The sequence below is a fragment of the Cellulophaga omnivescoria genome (assembly GCF_027915275.1).
Lineage (GTDB): Bacteria > Bacteroidota > Bacteroidia > Flavobacteriales > Flavobacteriaceae > Cellulophaga > Cellulophaga omnivescoria.
The window spans coordinates 1,054,994-1,073,593 of the sequence record NZ_CP115819.1 but is presented as its reverse complement, the minus strand read 5'-3'; the positions used below and the strand labels follow the sequence as shown (position 1 = coordinate 1,073,593).

17 protein-coding genes are annotated in these 18,600 nt (G+C 30.3%); all 17 read right to left on the bottom strand.

Features of this window, described 5'->3' with window-relative positions; all coding sequences use genetic code 11:
• Window positions 1–172: 172 nt before the first annotated feature.
• The 17 genes from PBN93_RS04765 to PBN93_RS04685 all read right to left on the bottom strand — a co-directional run bounded on the left by PBN93_RS04765 (window position 173) and on the right by PBN93_RS04685 (window position 17,940).
• Window positions 173–604: a hypothetical protein gene (locus PBN93_RS04765; protein ID WP_077407188.1), complete on the bottom strand. Its 432-nt coding sequence runs from the start codon at window positions 602–604 to the stop codon at window positions 173–175.
• Between the two features lie 280 nt (window positions 605–884).
• A complete protein-coding gene (locus tag PBN93_RS04760; protein WP_271081591.1) occupies window positions 885–1,778 on the bottom strand; it encodes a carboxypeptidase-like regulatory domain-containing protein in 894 nt (297 codons plus the stop codon).
• A 132-nt stretch (window positions 1,779–1,910) separates the two neighbouring features.
• Complete coding sequence (locus tag PBN93_RS04755) at window positions 1,911–3,143, bottom strand: S41 family peptidase (protein ID WP_271081590.1); 1,233 nt, start codon at window positions 3,141–3,143, stop codon at window positions 1,911–1,913.
• Between the two features lie 163 nt (window positions 3,144–3,306).
• Window positions 3,307–4,563: a serine hydrolase domain-containing protein gene (locus PBN93_RS04750; protein ID WP_271081589.1), complete on the bottom strand. Its 1,257-nt coding sequence runs from the start codon at window positions 4,561–4,563 to the stop codon at window positions 3,307–3,309.
• A gap of 235 nt (window positions 4,564–4,798) precedes the next feature.
• Window positions 4,799–5,026 carry a hypothetical protein gene (locus PBN93_RS04745; RefSeq protein WP_271081588.1) on the bottom strand — a complete coding sequence of 76 codons (228 nt, stop codon included), beginning with the start codon at window positions 5,024–5,026 and terminating at the stop codon, window positions 4,799–4,801.
• Window positions 5,027–5,043: 17 nt separating this feature from the next.
• A complete protein-coding gene (locus tag PBN93_RS04740; RefSeq protein WP_271081587.1) occupies window positions 5,044–5,406 on the bottom strand; it encodes a hypothetical protein in 363 nt (120 codons plus the stop codon).
• 116 nt (window positions 5,407–5,522) lie between these two features.
• Window positions 5,523–6,068 (bottom strand): hypothetical protein, encoded by a 546-nt coding sequence (locus PBN93_RS04735; protein ID WP_271081586.1) that lies wholly within the window; start codon window positions 6,066–6,068, stop codon window positions 5,523–5,525.
• 111 nt (window positions 6,069–6,179) lie between these two features.
• Entirely contained in the window at window positions 6,180–7,868 is a 1,689-nt protein-coding gene (locus PBN93_RS04730) for a serine hydrolase domain-containing protein (protein ID WP_271081585.1), read from the bottom strand.
• 72 nt (window positions 7,869–7,940) lie between these two features.
• Window positions 7,941–8,741 carry a helix-turn-helix domain-containing protein gene (locus PBN93_RS04725; protein ID WP_271081584.1) on the bottom strand — a complete coding sequence of 267 codons (801 nt, stop codon included), beginning with the start codon at window positions 8,739–8,741 and terminating at the stop codon, window positions 7,941–7,943.
• Between the two features lie 175 nt (window positions 8,742–8,916).
• Entirely contained in the window at window positions 8,917–9,213 is a 297-nt protein-coding gene (locus PBN93_RS04720; RefSeq protein ID WP_271081583.1) for a hypothetical protein, read from the bottom strand.
• Entirely contained in the window at window positions 9,194–11,206 is a 2,013-nt protein-coding gene (locus PBN93_RS04715) for a histidinol-phosphatase (protein ID WP_271081582.1), read from the bottom strand. Before PBN93_RS04715 ends, PBN93_RS04720 begins: the two co-directional genes overlap by 20 nt.
• A gap of 266 nt (window positions 11,207–11,472) precedes the next feature.
• Complete coding sequence (locus PBN93_RS04710) at window positions 11,473–12,240, bottom strand: SDR family NAD(P)-dependent oxidoreductase (protein ID WP_271081581.1); 768 nt, start codon at window positions 12,238–12,240, stop codon at window positions 11,473–11,475.
• Window positions 12,241–12,259: 19 nt separating this feature from the next.
• Complete coding sequence (locus tag PBN93_RS04705; RefSeq protein ID WP_271081580.1) at window positions 12,260–13,384, bottom strand: polysaccharide lyase family 7 protein; 1,125 nt, start codon at window positions 13,382–13,384, stop codon at window positions 12,260–12,262.
• Window positions 13,368–14,087 (bottom strand): FadR/GntR family transcriptional regulator, encoded by a 720-nt coding sequence (locus PBN93_RS04700; RefSeq protein ID WP_077404814.1) that lies wholly within the window; start codon window positions 14,085–14,087, stop codon window positions 13,368–13,370. The genes PBN93_RS04705 and PBN93_RS04700 overlap by 17 nt, the downstream gene beginning before the upstream one ends.
• 56 nt (window positions 14,088–14,143) lie before the next feature.
• The gene (locus PBN93_RS04695; protein ID WP_271081579.1) at window positions 14,144–15,415 is read right to left on the bottom strand and encodes an Nramp family divalent metal transporter; all 1,272 of its coding nucleotides are present in this window, start codon (window positions 15,413–15,415) and stop codon (window positions 14,144–14,146) included.
• Between the two features lie 3 nt (window positions 15,416–15,418).
• On the bottom strand, window positions 15,419–17,287 hold the full coding sequence (gene gndA, locus PBN93_RS04690; protein WP_271081578.1) for an NADP-dependent phosphogluconate dehydrogenase: 1,869 nt from the start codon (window positions 17,285–17,287) through the stop codon (window positions 15,419–15,421).
• A 308-nt stretch (window positions 17,288–17,595) separates the two neighbouring features.
• A complete protein-coding gene (locus tag PBN93_RS04685) occupies window positions 17,596–17,940 on the bottom strand; it encodes a T9SS type A sorting domain-containing protein (protein ID WP_077404805.1) in 345 nt (114 codons plus the stop codon).
• Window positions 17,941–18,600 lie beyond the last annotated feature (660 nt).

Genomic DNA, 18,600 nt, shown 5'->3' with positions numbered 1-18,600 from the left:
AGCGTTTTGTTTGTTGCATTGTATTACACTTTAATTTGTAGGAGATGTATATGATAAATCTTACAGGCTACTGCTTTAAGTAGTTTAAAGCAATTAACGGTAGTAAACTATGTTATTATAAGTATGTTGGCAACTACAATTATACTTTGTAGATTGTAGCAAAGGAGCGTATTTATTTTTTTGCTTTAACTAAAATAAACGGAATTAATATTCCTATTCCTATACATATGGTTGAGTATAAAAATATAGGTTCTGTAACTATGTACTTAGGTACTAATGGGCTTGTTGGTTTACCAATAAAAGTTAAAATGTAAAGTCCTATAATAAATGATAATATTGCAGAGAAAAGTAGTATTGCAATATGTATTAAAAGCCAAAAATAGTTAAGGCTATTACGCTTGTAATTTAAAAATATTCCAAAAAAGGGTATAAAAGCTAGCAAGGCATAATCTAAGTAGTAAGTACTTACTCCAAAAAAATAGTTGGTGTTGTTTTGTAAGTATTTTTCAAGACCAAATACATTGGTTGGACCAATTACAAATGTAAAAATCATAAAAATTACAACAGAGACACCAAGAGATATTTTTTTAAGGTTATTAGGCATTATTTTTTCTTCTTTTTTGTATTAAAAAAGCTGTCTAAGTAATTTAGGCTGTTACCAATAAACTTCCATAATTTAAGTAATATTCTATTAAAGATTACTTCTACTAAAAAACTTATTACTGTATTAATAATTATGTTTATTAACGGTTATTAATATTGTATACCAGGTGTTTAAACAACTAATTTAGTAAATAAATCACAGATAGAAAATCAGCGAGGGATGTTCGAAAGTAGGCTTAAAACAATCAATTAATTATACGCGGTGTTGCCCACAGTATTTTTTAATTCGTAAGTGTTAATTCAATTGCTAAAATCCCATAATTATCTAAATACGGTTTTGGGCTATTTCCTTTAAATTTATCTACTTTTTCCCATTTCCCATTTCTATATAACCAACTATTTGTGTTTTTTGTAACAGGTAAAAGTCCAACTTTCGGGCCGTAAAGTGTTTTCTCAATTCTTTTATTAGAATCTTGGGTTGGAACCGACATATTAAATTCATTTTCTTCAATTATTAACCATTCGTAACTTACAAAAAGTCCGTCATTAGGAAAGTAAATATTTAAGGCCGATAAATCAATTTCCAGATTTTTTGTTCCCTTTTTAGAAATTCCAATTATATTTTTTTCGCAAATAGGTTTATCAGGTTGCCCATTGTCTCCAACTGAATAAAACCTGATATTGAATTTCGCTTTTTTTATGTCACTATAAATTCTAAATTTTATACTTTTTAGAAAAGGTGTTTCTGCATAAGACGTATCATAATCGAATAATCTAGCTTTTATTTCAGGATTTTTTTCAGTAGCGTAGTAAAATCCAATTTCAGAATCTTGAAATTTTCCTATTATTTTTTCTTTACTTTCTTTTTTTGTTGAAACAATTACTTCATCTAATTCATAAGATTTTGGAATTAGGAATATTTTAGAAGGCACTTCTTTTAGATTGATTTTCATAGTCTCATATCCTAAACTCGACAGAATTAAAATTTCTCCTTTAGAATTGTCAATAAGAAACTCGCCGTTTTCATTTGAAGTAGTTCCGATATTTTCATTTTCAATCCAAATGTTAACATAGGATATTTTTTCTTTAGTTTCCTTGTCAAATATCACTGCCTTTATTTGACTAAAACAGAAGTTAGAAATAAAGAAAACTATTATCAGAAGCTGGTTTTTCATATTGTGGGCAACTATATATAAACGTAATTAATTGCGTTTATTTCTCCAATATAGATGGATAAACGCATATTTTTCGTTTTATTTATTTTTTTTAAAAATTCTGTACTATAATTATGGTAACCCATAATTTTTTTAGCCCTCGCTATTTTTGTTAATGTAGGTTTTTAATTGTTCAATCCAATCTGTTTTAATGTCTAGTAAAACATTTGGTTTAATTCCTACAGATTCATACTCTATATATTTTGAATGTTTTTTGGAGGTTAATGAAACTATAAAATTGGTACAAGGTAAGGTGTAATTACTATCTTTTATTTCATAAGCTAGTGTTCCATTAGTTCTTTGGCCAAATAATAGGCAATTTTCTAACTTACTAAGTTTATGGGCAAATTGCTCTGCATTACTCACAGTTTTATGATTAATAAGTATATAAACTTTGTTTTGCTTAGCATAGTCTTTTACTAACTCATATAAAATGTTAGAATTTCTGTTGCCGCCACCGCCATTGTTTCTTAAATCAATAATTAAGTGTTTTTTGTTTAAATTTCCTTCTAAAGATTTGTAAAATTTTTCTGCATCAATAAGGGTTTTGTTCCAAGAGCTAAAACTCCCAACTCTTAAATACGTAATTTTATCTGATAGTTCTTCACGGTAGTAGGTATCTTCAGAGAGCGTTTTTTGGTAATAACTTTTTTCTGCAATATTTTTTTTGAAGCCCATAAAATAAAAAAAACCATCTTCTATTCTTTCTGTATATGCAATTAGTCGTTTAGATGAAATGCTTCCGCCAATGTTTAATAAATAATTATTTCCAAAGGGTATTAGCGTATAAATAACCTCACCTATTTGCCAAACATCAGATTCCGAATTTAAAATAATGGCGTTATAGTGTCCATTATTTTTGTAGACACCAATAGTCATATAATTTTCTCTGGTATATACTCCTTCAACATTCATTTTTGTTTTGCTGCTTAATGCTACTTGCAAACTGTCTAAATTTATATTTGGTTGTGGGTAGCTATTATAGAGCGCTGTTTTTTTAAATTCTAATAACTTTTCAGAATTTAATTTTACTTTATCTGTTCCAGGGTTAGCGCTATAAACTCTACTATGGTTATCGTTTAAAGAAATTAAAAGTTTATTAAGTAGTAAATGGCAATCAAAAATTGAATTTATGGAGTTTACCTTTTTTGCAATTTTTGAATAGGAAGTGTGGTATGCCTTTTTGTTAATTTTATAAGCCGGTGTTTTTCTTATTTTGCTGTCCAAAAAAGTTAAATCGGTTTTACAGCTACAATCCTTATTTTGTGAATAAACAGTAGTAATTAAGCTACTAATTAGTACAAATAGTAATGTTACTTTTTTCATTTTGGTTAATTATAACAAACGTTTTATGAGCTGTTTGTTAGGTGTTTACGTAACTAATATAACAAATATTTTATATAAAAATACAGTAATACTTTAAAGCTACACTCAAATAAAAAAACGTAAATGGTAAAATATAGTTTTGTGTTTGTACTATTAATTATAATTATTGATGAAGTTTAGGAGAATATTCACCTAATTTTTTCCAAATGTTATAAAATTGAACCGGTCCATTATCATCATCACTATTTGTATTTCGTATTAAATATCGTCCTGTTTTAGTTTCTTTGTCAAAAAACATAAACGATACCACTCCGGCATCTCCTCCTGTGTGGCCAATGTAACCTTTAGCGCTAAAGCCCATAAAAATACCAGTGTTATATTCATCATTGTACGGGTTTTTGGCATTACGCTTATCAAAGTTATCTTCACTTAAATACTGTGTAAATAGTGTTTCGTAATTTTTTTTGTTCAGCAGTGTACCATTGCCAGTATAACCTTTAATTAGTTCTGTTAAATATTTAGCCATATCATCACATGAAGCAATTAACATCCCGTCTGGATAAGTTATGGCGGTATAAAATGGTAATGGTATATCTAAATCATAATATAATCTAGAGTGTTTTGTAGCATCCACTTCATCTAATGACCATCCTGCAGAGTTCATTTTTAGAGGTTTAAGAATGTATTTTTTAGTAAATTCATTAAACGGTATTCCTGTAGATTTTTCAATAATTAAGGCTGTTAGTGTAGCTCCAATATTAGAATACTCAAACTTTTCTCCTGGTTTGTGCTTTAAAAAGCCATTTTCTTTATCATAATATTTGCCTTTAGTTGTAAGTACCTCTTTTAAAAAAGCCTCCATTTGCATTGCACTTGTTGAAGGATTTAAGCGCTGGTAAGGATAATTTTTATAAACTTTTGATAAGTCTTGGTTAGGTGTTAATATCCAAGCATTTTGCATATAATGTTTTGTGTCTACAATTGATGACGTATGCGTAGCTAAATGTTGTATGGTAATTTTTTTATTGGGGTAATTAGGATTTAAAACATCAAATGCAATGTATTTATCTATAGGATCATCTAAGTTTAATTTACCCAATTCATGCGCTTTCATTAATGCTACTCCAATTAAGGTTTTAGATATAGAAGCTATGTGTTGTATTGTATTTTCTGTATAAGCTATTTTATTTGCTTTATCTGCCCACCCAAAACCATTTTTATACAGGGTTCCTTTATCATTAACTATAGCAACTCCAAAACCGTTTGTTAGTCCTTGCTTATAAATACTATCTAGTGCTGCTGTTAAAGAATCTTTAGCTGTTTGTGTAGGGTTTTGCAGCTCATTATTGGTTTTACTTTTTTTTTGACTACAAGATATACATATGCTTAGGACTACAATTAATACTATAATTTTTTTCATAAGTTTTTGTTTTTAGGTCCTAATTTGTATTTAAAAAGAACGGTATATTTTTTCTGCTAATTTTAAGGTTTCTCTAAAATTTACATATCCTATTTGTAGGCATTTTTTATGTGCTTTAAGCACCTCAAATTAATAAATAATTACCGACTAATAAAATCTGCGAGTCCTAACAATTAGAGATTTGTAAGTAGGCTAGCACTAGCAATTAATTATACAGGGTGTTGGCGTGCCTTTTTTATTTTCGCAAATCTTTATGGGTCATTTCAGAATCGTATTTCTTTCCGTCTTTATTAAAACTCCAAACATTTGAGATTTCACGAATTTTAGGTAATTCAGACTCGTTATATTTAACTTTCTGTTTTACTATCCTGCGATATTTTCTATTAGCATCTTGCTTGTTTTCTTTCTCCGATTTCGCAGTTGTGATTCCACGAATTTTAGTTTTCTTTTCCGATTTGCTCATAAAAACCTATTTTCTGATTAGAGTTTAAAAGGATACCATTTTTTACCAATTTCATAGCGTTCCGCTCCAACTCCATTTGGCATTTCAAATAATTCATTAAGAGTATTATCTAATTCAACCGCATTTTTCAAAGAAATGATTTTTGTGTTTTCTTCTGTGTGGTCATTTTGTCCGCATAAGAATTGCCAATCTCCGTCGCTGTCGTGTGTCGCATACAAAATCGGACTTTTCTCATCAGTTACGTGATTACAAGTAAAAACAGCTTTATTTTCTGCATCACTAAATTTAAATTCAGTTTTATTTTTGTCGTTTTTCCCTTGTCCAAATACATTAAATATGCTCATAAGAGTTATTGAAGTTATTAAAATTCCTTTTGTCATTCTTTCATAGATTGCGGTTTGTTAAATGCTCGCCAAAGGTTTGTGTATGAAACGTTGCGTATAAATTAGAGAATTATTTTTGGATTAACACAGACCAAAAATTTTTATATTTTATTTTAGCTTTTTCTTTTTATTATTTCAAATACTCCTAAAGTCAGCATCGCAATTATTATTCCTTGTATAAAGAATATTCCAATTTCGTACAATATTGATTCCATAAGTCCAACGTTTCCATTTTCAGTTTGATAGTCTCTATGGAAGCTTGTTGTAATTATTACCAAACGTTCAAAATACATTCCACTTTTCATTCCAAACGCAACTAAAAGAACATACCAAAATTTTGATGCTAATTTTTTAATGAATAAGGTTAGGGGTAAAATTAAAGCAGATAATAACATTACCCAATAAGCCCACCAATAGGGCCCATTTGCTCTATTAATAAATGCGTGTTCATCTGGGTTTATTGTCATTCCTATCACATAAAAAATAAATGTAATTATTGTATAAGTAATGATTATCCAACAAATTAAATTCAAAATTCTTTTCGTTTCAAATCGGTTTTTAAAAATCAGTTGGATAAGCATTAGTGTCAGAATTACAGGAATCAAACAGTGAATCAGATTAGCATCAACTATTTCAATAATCCTTTTATATAATTCCATTTTTAATTTTTAGTTGGTAGCTCATCAAATTGGGTACATTGGTTAGTATAAGAAATTTAGGGCAGATGATGAGTAGTTTCGTTTTGGTTTAGCAAAAATGCCCTATGTTTTTTATACCTTGTTTGCAACTGGCTTTATTCGGTTTTCAATGTTTGGTAAAATGTGTTTCTCAAAAATTTCTTCAGGTTGTTGTGTTTTACCATTTCTATAATTTCCTGATGTAATAACAACAACAACTTTTAGACCAGGAACAACAAAAATATACTGGCCGCCAGCTCCTCTTGCTTCAATAGATTTTATGCTCTTTCCGTTAACTAAATAAGTATTATGCCACCATAAATATCCATAACCATTTTTATCAAGTACATTCTCTAAATCACGATAGTTTTTAAATGAGTTTTTAACCCATTTTTTAGATATCACACGTGTTGATTTTATCTTTCCTTTATTTAGATAAAGTTCTCCAAATTTCAACATATTTTTAGGGGTAAGATACATTCCTCCTCCAAAATATGGTTTATCTTTTAAGTCAGATTGAATAATGTAATTTGAAATTCCTAGTTTTTGAAATAAAAACTTATCAATAAACAATTCCAAAGGTTCAGAAACAACAGAATCCATAGCAAAACCAAGTAAAGCAGGGTTTGCAGAACCATAATTTGCTTTAGTGTTTGGTTTATGTATCATTGGCGCTTTTAAAATTGCTTCAATCCAATCTGGTGTTCTTTGATAATTTTGCTCTGTTGCAGAAGATTTTGGATTTGCATTAATTCCATAATCAATAGCATCAATACCAGAGCTCATTGTTAATAGACTCTGAATATCAATTTTAATTTTTAAATTATCTTTATGTATTTGATATTTTACAGGCAGAAAATCAAAAATAGATTGCTCAACATTTTTAAATAAAAATTTGTCGTTTGCTACTCCAACTATTGCAGATGAAATACTTTTAGATGCGGAACGCATATCGTGAGGAATATTTGCATTGTATCCATCAAAATAATTTTCATAAATAATTTTTCCTTTTTTTGAAACTAAAACGGAATGTGTATTAGGTAATGAATCCTTTGAAATAAGTTTTTCCATTTCGGTAAGTTTAAGAATAGAAGTTTTATTGTCATTTTTAAAACCACCAATTTCCCAATCTGTTGTAGATTTGGTTAAACCTATCTGTGTAAGTAAATTGTTTCCTAAATAGATATCTAATAGTATTTTATTTTTGGCTAACTTTCCTTTAAACTGTAAGCCAGTTTTAAAATCTGAAAACATAATCGAGTCATTTTCTTTTTGAAAATTGTTACACCAAGTTCCTGTAAATCGGTTATCTCCAAAAATTGGATAAGCTTCATATTTATTTCCTGCTCCATTTTCAACACTTAAATAAAAATTTAACGATTTTAACTCATCTACCATTAATATATTCCAAATACCTACAAAAGTATTATTGGTTGATTGTGTAAGTTTTAAGTGATAAAAAAGTATTCCAGACTTAATGAATCCGTTAATTTCTTTGCCGTTTTTAGACAAAATACCTTTAAAAGAATAATTTTCAGAAAAAGGTATTTCTATTAAAGAAGTACTTTTTATAGTAAAAGGATAATTAATAATATTTGTTCCGTTAGAAATTTTAAATCTAGCTTTTTCAAGTCCTAAATTTTCTATTTCTACTTTTAGGTTAAATGTCTTTGAATTTTCTATTTTTCCTTCCCAACCAGCTGTATATTCTACCATATTCTGCGTATAAGCAGAATATGAATAAAGAATGGAAAGCAATAATATTAAGTCTTTGATTTTCATTTTTTTTGATTGATTTTAGATGAATTGCAAAGGTGGTACTATTCTATTTACCAAAATTGTATATAATTAACATTAGTAAATATTTTTTAAAAATTTTGTTGGCGTTAAATTATATGTTTTTTTAAAGTTTGAAATAAAGTGACTTTGGTCATAAAAACCACACTGATAACAAATTTCAGTCATAGAAAACTTTTTAGAGAGAAGTAAATAAAACGCTTTATTTAATTTAATCAATCGGATGTAATTACCAAGGCTTGTTCCAAAATACCGATTGAATTCTCTTGACAAATGAACCGGATGAACCCCTAATTTTAAACTTAAACTTTTTAAAGAATGGTCTGTTTTTTCCTCAATCAATAATTCTTTTAGTTGACTTACCCAAATTGGTTTTTTTTGATTCCCTTTTTTTGATTCTTTTATAGTGTTAAATATGTCAATCAAATTACTCTCAATACTTAAGTTTGAATACTGGTCATTAATTTTAGTCTCATTAAATATCTGATTCATTAAGTTCTTTATAATTGGATTCTTTAGGTTGATGCTTCCTTCAAAATCGGTTATTTGAATATCAAAATCTGAAAACCAATCTTCATTCAGTTCAATGTGAAAGCCTCTGGTATATTCAGGTGGTTTTATATTGTAATGTGAGTCTTGCCAATTATGAAATAGTAGATTTCCAGGCTCCAAATAGTATGATTCTTTTTTATTAGATTCAAATAATTTACCTTGAAGTAAATAAGTAAAGTATGGGTTTTCGTGATAATGCCAATCTACCTTACTATGTGTGTATGCTGTATCGGTAATGATTAGATTTTTAAAAGTTGATTTTTGATAATGACTTCCGTAAAATTCTCCTGTTTTTAGTTTATTCATTATTTTTTTAGATGTTCGTTAAGGTACATAGCCTTTTGCCAGCGTGATTGTATAAGAATAGTTGCGTGGTTTAGCACTTAACTTAGCAAGTACGCACCAAACTGAAAATCCGCGAGGATTTTCAGAAGTAGGCGAGAACAAGCAATTACTTATAGCCATTGTTGGCGGTAGTTTTTTATTGATATTTTTCTAAAGCTTCTTTATAAATAGCTTCTGTTTCGTCTTTAAAACGATCTTTATTATTTAAGAACGTATTCAACTTTTCATAAATACTTTTGTAGATTATTTGATGTGCCTTATTTGCTAAAATATTTTCATCATAAACGTCCATTTCGAAATCCTCTTGAATTGCGAAATCTAGAAGTTTCATTAAATCTTCTTTTTCTATTTTGTCAATTTCAGTCCAATTTTCTGGCTCCGCTTTATCTTTTAAGAAAAAAGCTTTGTTATCATTAATCTTTAAGAATTTCATAATTAGTTATATTTCTTTGGTTGTAAGCATCTTCTCCTGCTTCTAAACAGTTTAGAAGAACATCTAAGTTTTTAATTGTTTCACCATCAACACTTTTTAATATTTTGCTAGTTGGGTGACCAAAAAACACTTTGTAGTCTACATTTCCTGCGTTTACAGTTTTTTGTGTAAATACAAGATGATTTGGGTTTATTGATGCTCCGATAGTACTATTGTGAGTAACAACAATTACTGGGATTTCTTTTGATATTTCTTTAATTAATTCGTTTACTTCTGTTTTGAGAAAAATATTGTCAAAAGAAGATTCGGGCTCGTCAATTAATAACAAATCGTGTTTTAATGCGTCACTTATCTCGTGAAGTAAATTAAATTCAGAACGTTCACCTCCTGAAACTTCATAGCCGTGTTTATTTAATGTTCTGTAATCAATGTCTACAAAATACTTGTAAAATTCCGTTTCTTCAATTCCTACGTTTTTAAGAGATATTAAAAACTTATATGGATTCTCGTAATTATTGAATGCATCACTAAAGCCTAAAGTTGTTTTACTTTTCTTTTTTAATTGTCCCGCTCCTGTATATTTTTTCGTTTTAGCTAAAACTTTAAATCCTCGAATTTCTTTACTATCAATAACTTTTTCTGATTGGACATTTTTTACCAACTTAATAAACTTTTGAGCTTTAATTTTTTCTGATTGAATTTTCGTAAAATCTACTTCTTCAATAGATGTTGTTGTAGAGCGAAATTTTAAACTATCCTTTATAGATTCTATTAAATTATTTGTCCAATCTTTTTTTAAATTTTGCTCATATAATTCATTGTGCTTTTGAATTAGTTCAATCACTAAATTCTTCAAATTACTTTCTGTTACGTGTTTATTAACTATGTCTTTATACTCGTTGGTTTCTAATAAAGTTTCCGTAGCAGAAATTAACTTTTTAAGGTTTTCTAAACTATCAAGTGTAAATTTAGTTTCGTTATATAATTTACATTTTGAAAATGTATCTAGACTATTCGTTTCAGAAGCATATTTTTTAAGAGAAATTAAATATTTGTCGAGCGAAATTTCATTAGATTTTAAATCTATTTCATTTACGTCTAACACAACATCTTTAAATTCTTTCAGATAGTTTTCGGTAACTAAACTATGTCTTGTTGTAACTAATTTTTTGAAATTCTCTTTATCATTTTGTAGTAAAGAAAATTGTCTTAAATATTTTACGTTATCAAAATTTTCGCAAATCTTGTCGAGTGTATATGTTTTACCTGAAGAACGACCTCCAACTATTACATTTAAACTTGTTGATAACATAATACCATCATCAGTCGCTTGAAAAAAGTCATTTCCATCTTCTTCTGAAAGAAAGACTTTAGTTTTGTCATATAGACAACCTTTTATGGCATTTAGCGTTGTGTCTTCAACATCAACATAAGTTTGTCTTGTTGGATATGAAGGCATATTTTCAACAAACCTGCAATCACTAAAAATCAGAGGTGTAAGTTTGTCTGCTTCTTTTATGCAAGTTTTAAATTTTCTTAAACTAGTTACCTCTCCAGCTATTATGTTATCACCTAATTTTTCTAAGGTGATTGGTTTAATATTTGGCTTTTTATCATAGTGAGGAATTAAAAGGTAATCTTTAAGATTAGGAAAAATATCAATTAATTGCTCATAATTTATAGAATCGTCTTTGGTAGGAATAAGGTCTTTAACTTTTTGGCATTTTAAAGCAAAATCATCAAGAATATCATTTTCAGATATTAATAATAAATGACCTCCTTCTAAATCAATTTCGATTCCAGGGAAAACTTTAATTTCAAGTTTTCTACATATTTCTTCAAATTGGATTTTATCAAATAAATTATGATTTGTAATAGCGATACAATCAATTTTGAGAAGATTTACATATTCTTGAAGTGATTCTATGTCAAATTCAAAATGTCTGTCGCTTACAGATTGAACGGTGTGAATATGGAAATCAATTTTTTTCAATTATGTATGTTTTTTTAAATTACCGCCAACTATAAATAAACGCAGTTTATTGCGTTTATTCCGCCAATATGGTTGTATAAACGCACATTTAGCTTTTTTAGGTTACTAATTTTCCTACAATTTAAAACTATTTTTTATATCGTAATTAAGTAAATGTATAATTGGCACATTTTTTAGTATAAATGGTAATTATAATGCAAAAAAAATCTAGTGAAGTTGCTTCACTAGATTTTTTTAATTACCTAAAAAACTTTTTTATTATGGCATTACATATTATACACACCACCGTTAATGTCTAACGTTGCGCCGGTTATAAAACCATTATACTCAGAAGCTAAATATACCACGGCTCTAGCAACGTCATCTGCGTTACCTGCACGTTGTATAGGTATGCCAGCTGTTGTAGCCGCGGCAGACTCTTTTGTGGTGTGCGTGTTATGAAAAGAGGTGCCAAGTATAAGCCCTGGTGCTACAGCATTTACCCTTATGCCTTGCGGACCTAATTCTGCAGATAATGCTCTGGTAAGTGTTAGTATTGCGCCTTTACTAGTAGAGTAGGCCAGTGAACCCGGGTGACCACCTTTACGCCCTGCTAATGAAGCTAGGTTTACTATGCTACTATTAGTGTTTTTGGCTAAATATGGTGTTGCTGCTCTAGTAACAAATAACATAGATGTTAGGTTTATATCCATTACTTTGTTCCAAAAATTAGCATCTATTTCTTGCAGCATTTTGCGTGCAACTAAGGAGCCTGCATTGTTAATTAGTATATTTAAACTACCTAGCTCTGCTACCGTTTTTTGCACCAAGTTGTTGGCATCTTCCTCTTTTGTTAAGTCGCCACTAATGGCAATAGCTTTTTGCCCTTTATTGGTAGCGTAAGCAACTAATTTATTAGCTGTTTCTGCGCTAGAAAAATAGTGTATAGCAACGTTAGCGCCATTATCTATAAAATGGGTTGTAATTGCTTCTCCTATACCTTGTGCACCTGCGGTTATAAGTATGTTTTTACCGGTTAATTTAGTAGTATTCATATTTTTATAATTAATAGTGTTAGTCGTTTTTATCAAAATACCCTTGGTTAGACACAGCTGTGTTGCTAACTGTTATGCTTGCAGTTTTAAACCAAACCTCTGCATAATTACCATCTGCATATTGCTTTTGTATGTTGCCATTGTGCGTTTCAGCACCAGAGCACCAATTTTTATTTACCTCTGGAGATTTGCCATTGGTTTGGTTGTAGGCGCCTAGTTTAAAAAAACAACCCTCGCCAGCATAGGCATTTTTGCGCTCTACACCATCTTGCCCAATGGGTACAAATAAGGCTTGTGTTTGTGCAGGTATGCTGTCTTTTGTAGTGTAACTGGACACTAGTAAATTTTTTGTAAATGTTTTTGTTGGGTGGCCTTTGCTGCTAAACGTTAGGCTCATAATACCATTTTTAACTTCTACTTTATAACTAAATTCTTCACCCAGTGCTATACCGACTTCTGGTTCTTCTGGGTAAGTGTTTTCAGTGTCGCCAACTACAGAAAAATTATGACCCCAAACGGCAGTAGAATAGTCCCATCTTTTGCTGTTGTCTTCACCATCGGTATTAATTTCATAATGCCAAAAAACAGAACCCTTTTTGTGGCCAGGAAACTTTTTGTAAAATATTTTTAGCGGTTCATTCTCGTGTTTATCTGCACTATGTATTTGTCCAACTACTACAGCGTAAGATGCTGCAACACGTGCATCACCAGTTGCAGAAACATTCATCACCTTTAACGTAGCTTCTAATTTGTCGTTAGCCGTTTTAGGATACCATTTTTTAGCCTGTGCTAATTCGGTTCTGGTATTGTTAGATGTTCCGTGGGTATCTCCGCCATTTGGCGCTTTAAAAACAACCCAGTTGTTTTTGCCATCGTTGGTAGTGTAAAAAAAATTTTTATGTTCAAAATTATTAGCAATACCAGCATTAGAGCCATCACCTAAAATAAGTTTCCAATGGTTAAAAAAAGGAATTACATGACTAGCATAAACAGTTTTTTGTGCCTTTACAGTGTTTGTACTTTTTGGTGTGGTAGTTTTATCCTCATTGTTTTTGCAGCTATTTAAAAATACCAAACAGCTAAAAAATAAGATTTGTGCTACGGTATTGCCGTGTTTATTGCCTAATTTAAAATAGTTTTTCATTTATATTTATGTTTTTTATATGCATTGATAATTTAAAAAAGTGGTCGTTCATTTTTTTAGTAGCTAACTCTGGGTCATTAGCTTCTATGGCTTGCAATATGTCTTCATGTTTTTTAATTTCTGTGCTTACTTGGTCTCCTTCGCAAACGGTATCTCTTTCATAAGTTTTTAAAATAGGTGGTATTAACAATAGCATTAAAGACACCATAGTATTGTTTTTGCTAGCCTTTGCAATGGCTAAATGAAACAACAAGTCTTCCTCCAAATAATCATCTCCTACAGTAATTTTAGCTTTAAAAGCTTCTAGTGCATTTTTAATATGTTTTAAATCTGCCTCTGTGCGCCTTGCTGCTGCTAATTTTACGGTTTTTAGTTCTAATGATATTCTGGTTTCTACAAGCTCGTTAAAAGATGGTGTATCTAGGGCAATAATTTCATTAACCATACCATTAAAACCAACCAACCCAACAGCTAGTATAGTACCACTTTGCGACATAGATTTTACAACACCGTAAAACTCTAACTTGCGTATGGCTTCTCTAATATGGTTTCTTTTTACACCAAATTTTTCAGACATAATACGCTCTGATGGAAGTTTATCTCCGCGCTCTAAATTTTTAGCATTTATGAAATCTTTTATATTACAGATAATTACATTTTGCATTATTCTGTTAGAGTTTTCATCAATCAAACTTATTTTCATGGTGATGATATTTTATAGTATTGCATTTAGTTGTGTGGTATTTTAGCCTAAAAAGCTTAATAGTTTAATAGAGCTAGTATACCGTTGTACGATATAAGCAAAGAAAAGAATAAGGCTGCATACAAACCAATATACACTCCCAAGCTTGTTTTATAGTTTTTCATAATTTTTTTGTTGTTAAGTATAAGTATAATACCCAGTACAACTACAGGCAAAACAAATACATTAAAAACTTGCGATAATATTTGTACCTCTATTGGGTTTGCGCCAAAGGCAGGACCAATAAGTGCTACCAAGCAGGCAATTGCTGTAATAATTCTAAACTGTTTAGAGCTAGTATCTAATTCACCAGATTGGTAGTCTGCAATAAGTAGTGGTGCAATTAATAAACAAGGAAAAATTGAAGACAACCCAGCGCTTAAGGCTCCAAAAAAGAAGATTGTAACAGCCCATTTACCAGCAACAGGTTCTAGGGTTGTAGCCATATCTAGTACATGGTTTACCTCTTTACCTTGGTAAAATAAAGCCCCAGCGGCTACAGCCATAATAGTTGCACTAATTATAAAAATTAATATAGATGCGGTAATGGCATCTTTTTTTTGTTGTGCAAGGTTTTTAATGGTCCATCCTTTACCCTTTACAAATAATGGTCTAGATAAAAATGTGGCAGATGCCATTGTTGTGCCAACAAAGGCTGCAACTAGCATTTTGCCTCCAGATACATTTGGTATGCTTGGTAGCAAACCTTTTACCACATCTACAGTTAGTGGTTGTACAAAAAAGAACGACAAAAAGAATGATAACCCCATAATGGTGACAAAAATGATTAGGATTTTTTCAAAAAACGTATATTTTCCAACCAACATAAGCAAGTAAAAGGTAATAATAATTACAATTGCTATACCTAAAATTGTTTGGTACTCGTAAGCTCGTAAACCATCAAAACTTATGCTTAAAATCTCAAAAATAATATTAGAAGATATACCTAAAATTCCCATTAAAGAGTTCCATTGCCCAAATGTAATACCCACTATAATTAATATGGCTAAAACTTTACCATATTTAAAGTGTTTTTTAAAGGAATATAGTGCAGTTTCTCCTGTAAGAAGCGCATAGTTTCCGTAGGCAAAAATTAAAACGCCAGAAAAAATACAGCTAAGTAATAACACCCATAACAGTTGCATACCAAATTTACTGCCAGCTACAATCATAGATGTTACACTGCCAGTACCAATGGTATAACCAATTGCAAATATTCCTGGTCCAAAGCTTAAAATAAGCGCAAGTATTTTTTTAAATATAGATTTTTTAGTTGTAGTTGTTGGCATAGTTTAGTTGTTTGTCCAGTTGGTGTGGTAAAATTTATTTGTATTATCATCTATTCTTTGGTAGGTGTGCGCCCCAAAGTAATCTCTTTGTGCTTGTAATAAGTTAGCAGATGAACTAGCAGTTGCAAAACCAATTAAAAAATTAATGGCTTCGCTAAAATTAGGAATAGGTATTTCGTTTAAAACGCACTCTGCTACTATTTTTTTAGCACTTGGTTTAAGTGTGTTTATTTGTTCAATTATAGGTTTACTTGTAAGTATATTGTTTGTGCTTTTAAATGTAGTAACCAAGCTAGACATAAAATCAGATCTAATAATGCAGCCGTTGGTCCATATTCTGGCAAGTTCGCTTAAGTTTAGTCCCCAATTGTAACGTGTAGAGGCTTCATCTATTAACCTAAAACCTTGGTAATGATTTATAATGCGTGCAAATTGATACGCTTGTAAAAGCTCATTATTAGTTAGGTTTAGGTTGTGTGAAGTAGTTGGTTTAAAATGCAAATTGGCAGCAACTCTATCTTCTTTAAAAAATGAAATGTAACGTGCAAACAGGGCGGATGCAACCATAGTACTTGGTATACCTAGTTCTGCAGTAGCAATTGTGGTCCAGTTACCAGTACCTTTATTGCCTGCTTTGTCCATTATTTTGTTTACCAGCCAATCATCATTATCTTTTTTTCTTAAAATATCAATAGTAATTTCTAGCAAGTAACTATTGGCTGTTTTTTTCCAATCATTTAAAATTGTTGCTATTTGGTCTGGATTATTGCCCATAGCTTTTAAAATAGAAAACACCTCTGCTAGTAACTGCATTTCTACATACTCTATACCGTTATGCACCATTTTTACAAAATGTCCGCTGCCTTCCGTGCCAATATGTGTACAGCAAGGTAAATTATTTGCGTCTTTAGCCGCTATAGCCTCTAAATAAGGTTGTACTTGTTTGTATGCTTTTTTGTTTCCGCCTGGCATTATAGACGGACCTTTTAAAGCACCTTCTTCTCCGCCAGAGACGCCAGCGCCTATAAAATGAATTTGTTTGGACGCTAAATATGTAAAACGTTCTTTGGTTTTATTGTAGTTAGAGTTTCCACCGTCTATTAAAATATCTCCTTCTTCTAAATAAGGTAACAGGTCTTTAATAACTTGGTCTACAATGTTGCCAGCATTAACCATTAACATAATTTTTCTGGGCTTTTGTAATGAGTTTACAAAAGGAGCTATAGCATCAAAAGGTAAAGCATTGGCTAATTCTTTATATTCATTTTTAAAATTTTTAGCAACATATACTTCTTTGCCATCTACGTGTCTATTAAATAATGATATTTTAAATCCTTTACGTGCTAAGTTGCGGCTAAGACTTTTGCCCATAACACCTAATCCAAACAAACCAAACTCTGCTGTATTCTCTAATTGTTTACGTATCACTTGTACTATAGTATTGGGAGTTAAACTTATGTTTACTTTAATTGCATTTTTAGGTTCTTCTAATGTGTTAAACTGAGATTGTAATAAATCTGAATTCATAAAATGACCTTTGCGATCATTAATTCTATTTTTAATTAGCTCATAAGAACCGCTTAAATACACCCATTTTACATCATTTTTAATGGTATTGCTTAAAATAGTTCTATAATCTTCTTTAAGTGCAGAGCAAACTATAACTGCGCCTTTATTTTTAAGTTCAGTTATGGCAAGTTGGTTTAAGGTTTGTAACCATCCCAGACGGTCGTTGTCATTTAAAGGTTTCCCTTTAGACATTTTTAAAATATTATGCTGTGGATGGTAGTCATCTCCGTCAAAAAAAGGAATAGAAAGCTCTTTAGATAATAAACTACCTATGGTGCTTTTGCCTACACCAGAAACTCCCATAATAAATACAATTTGTGTTTTAATTTTAATATGTTTTAAATTGGGTGCCCAAACTGGGCACCCAAATATATGTTTTTTATTTTAAATAATTAGTTGATAGCGTGAATATTATAAAAGTAGAGGTAGAAAAAGTGCTTAAAAAGCATAAAAAGTGTGTGCTTTTATGCCTTTAAATTTGTAATGTGTAAAGTGAAAAAATAGGAGTGTAGGGTAATAAATTATGGCGCGCACACTAAAAAAAAAGCGGAATACCTAGTGATAGATATTCCGCTTTTATTGTTACTAATTTTAATAGTCTTTTATAAGTACTATTTTTTTACAAATAAAGAACGTTTTTTAGATTTTGTACCTGTAATTTCTATAACATATGTTCCTGGTGGAATTTCAGAAATATTTATTTTTAACAAAGTACTATTGTCTTGCTTACCAATTAATAGCTTGCCTTGTAAATCATAAACCTTAACATAAACTATTTTTTCATCATTAGCACTCACAAAAATAGTTTCATTTACAGCAGGATTAGGAAAAAGCTTAAAGTTAATACCTGAATCATTAGAAATTTTATTTACTTGGTTATCAGACATAACATTACAAATAGGAGCAGTAGTTTCGTTACTAAAGTATAATGTAAAATTATTAGTTTTAGAAACCATCACAAAATTACCATTATCTGATGTTACCCAGTAATCACCATCAAAATTAGGAATTAAGCTATTGCTAATAGATATTTCTGGATTCGCATTTTTAAACTGAAAGGTGATATTAGGTTTTAAATTTATATAATAATCAGGAATACCGTTATTTGTATTTATTGAAAATTGATATAATCCATTGTATCTTGAATTCCAATTAATAGTAAATGTTTTTAAGTTATTTAAAGATGGACCTCCTGTCCCTAATACAAAAACGTTAGAAAACTTTTTAATATCAAAATCTTCTAAACCAGTTTGAGAAGGTGTATTAAAGCTACAATTCTCAGATGGGTTTTGTTCTGCTATTACAGTTAACGTAAATTGCGTTTCTGTAGAAGCCCCATCGTTATCTGTAGCAACAGCTTTAAACGTATAAGTTCCTTCTAAAAGACCATTAAGTTCATCTGTATTTGGAGATTCTGAATGTCCCCATTTATATGAGGTAGAATTTATTAATAAAAAAATTGAAGACTATAAGTTAGAAAATTGGAAATAGAGTGAATTTAATTATAGGTGATGAAATTTTTTAGCTTGTTGCCAAGGCTTAAATTAAGCATAGTAAGGAGGTGTGCTGTCTATGTTTGCAGCGGAGGAGGTTGTAAGTTTTCATCTAAGCACAAA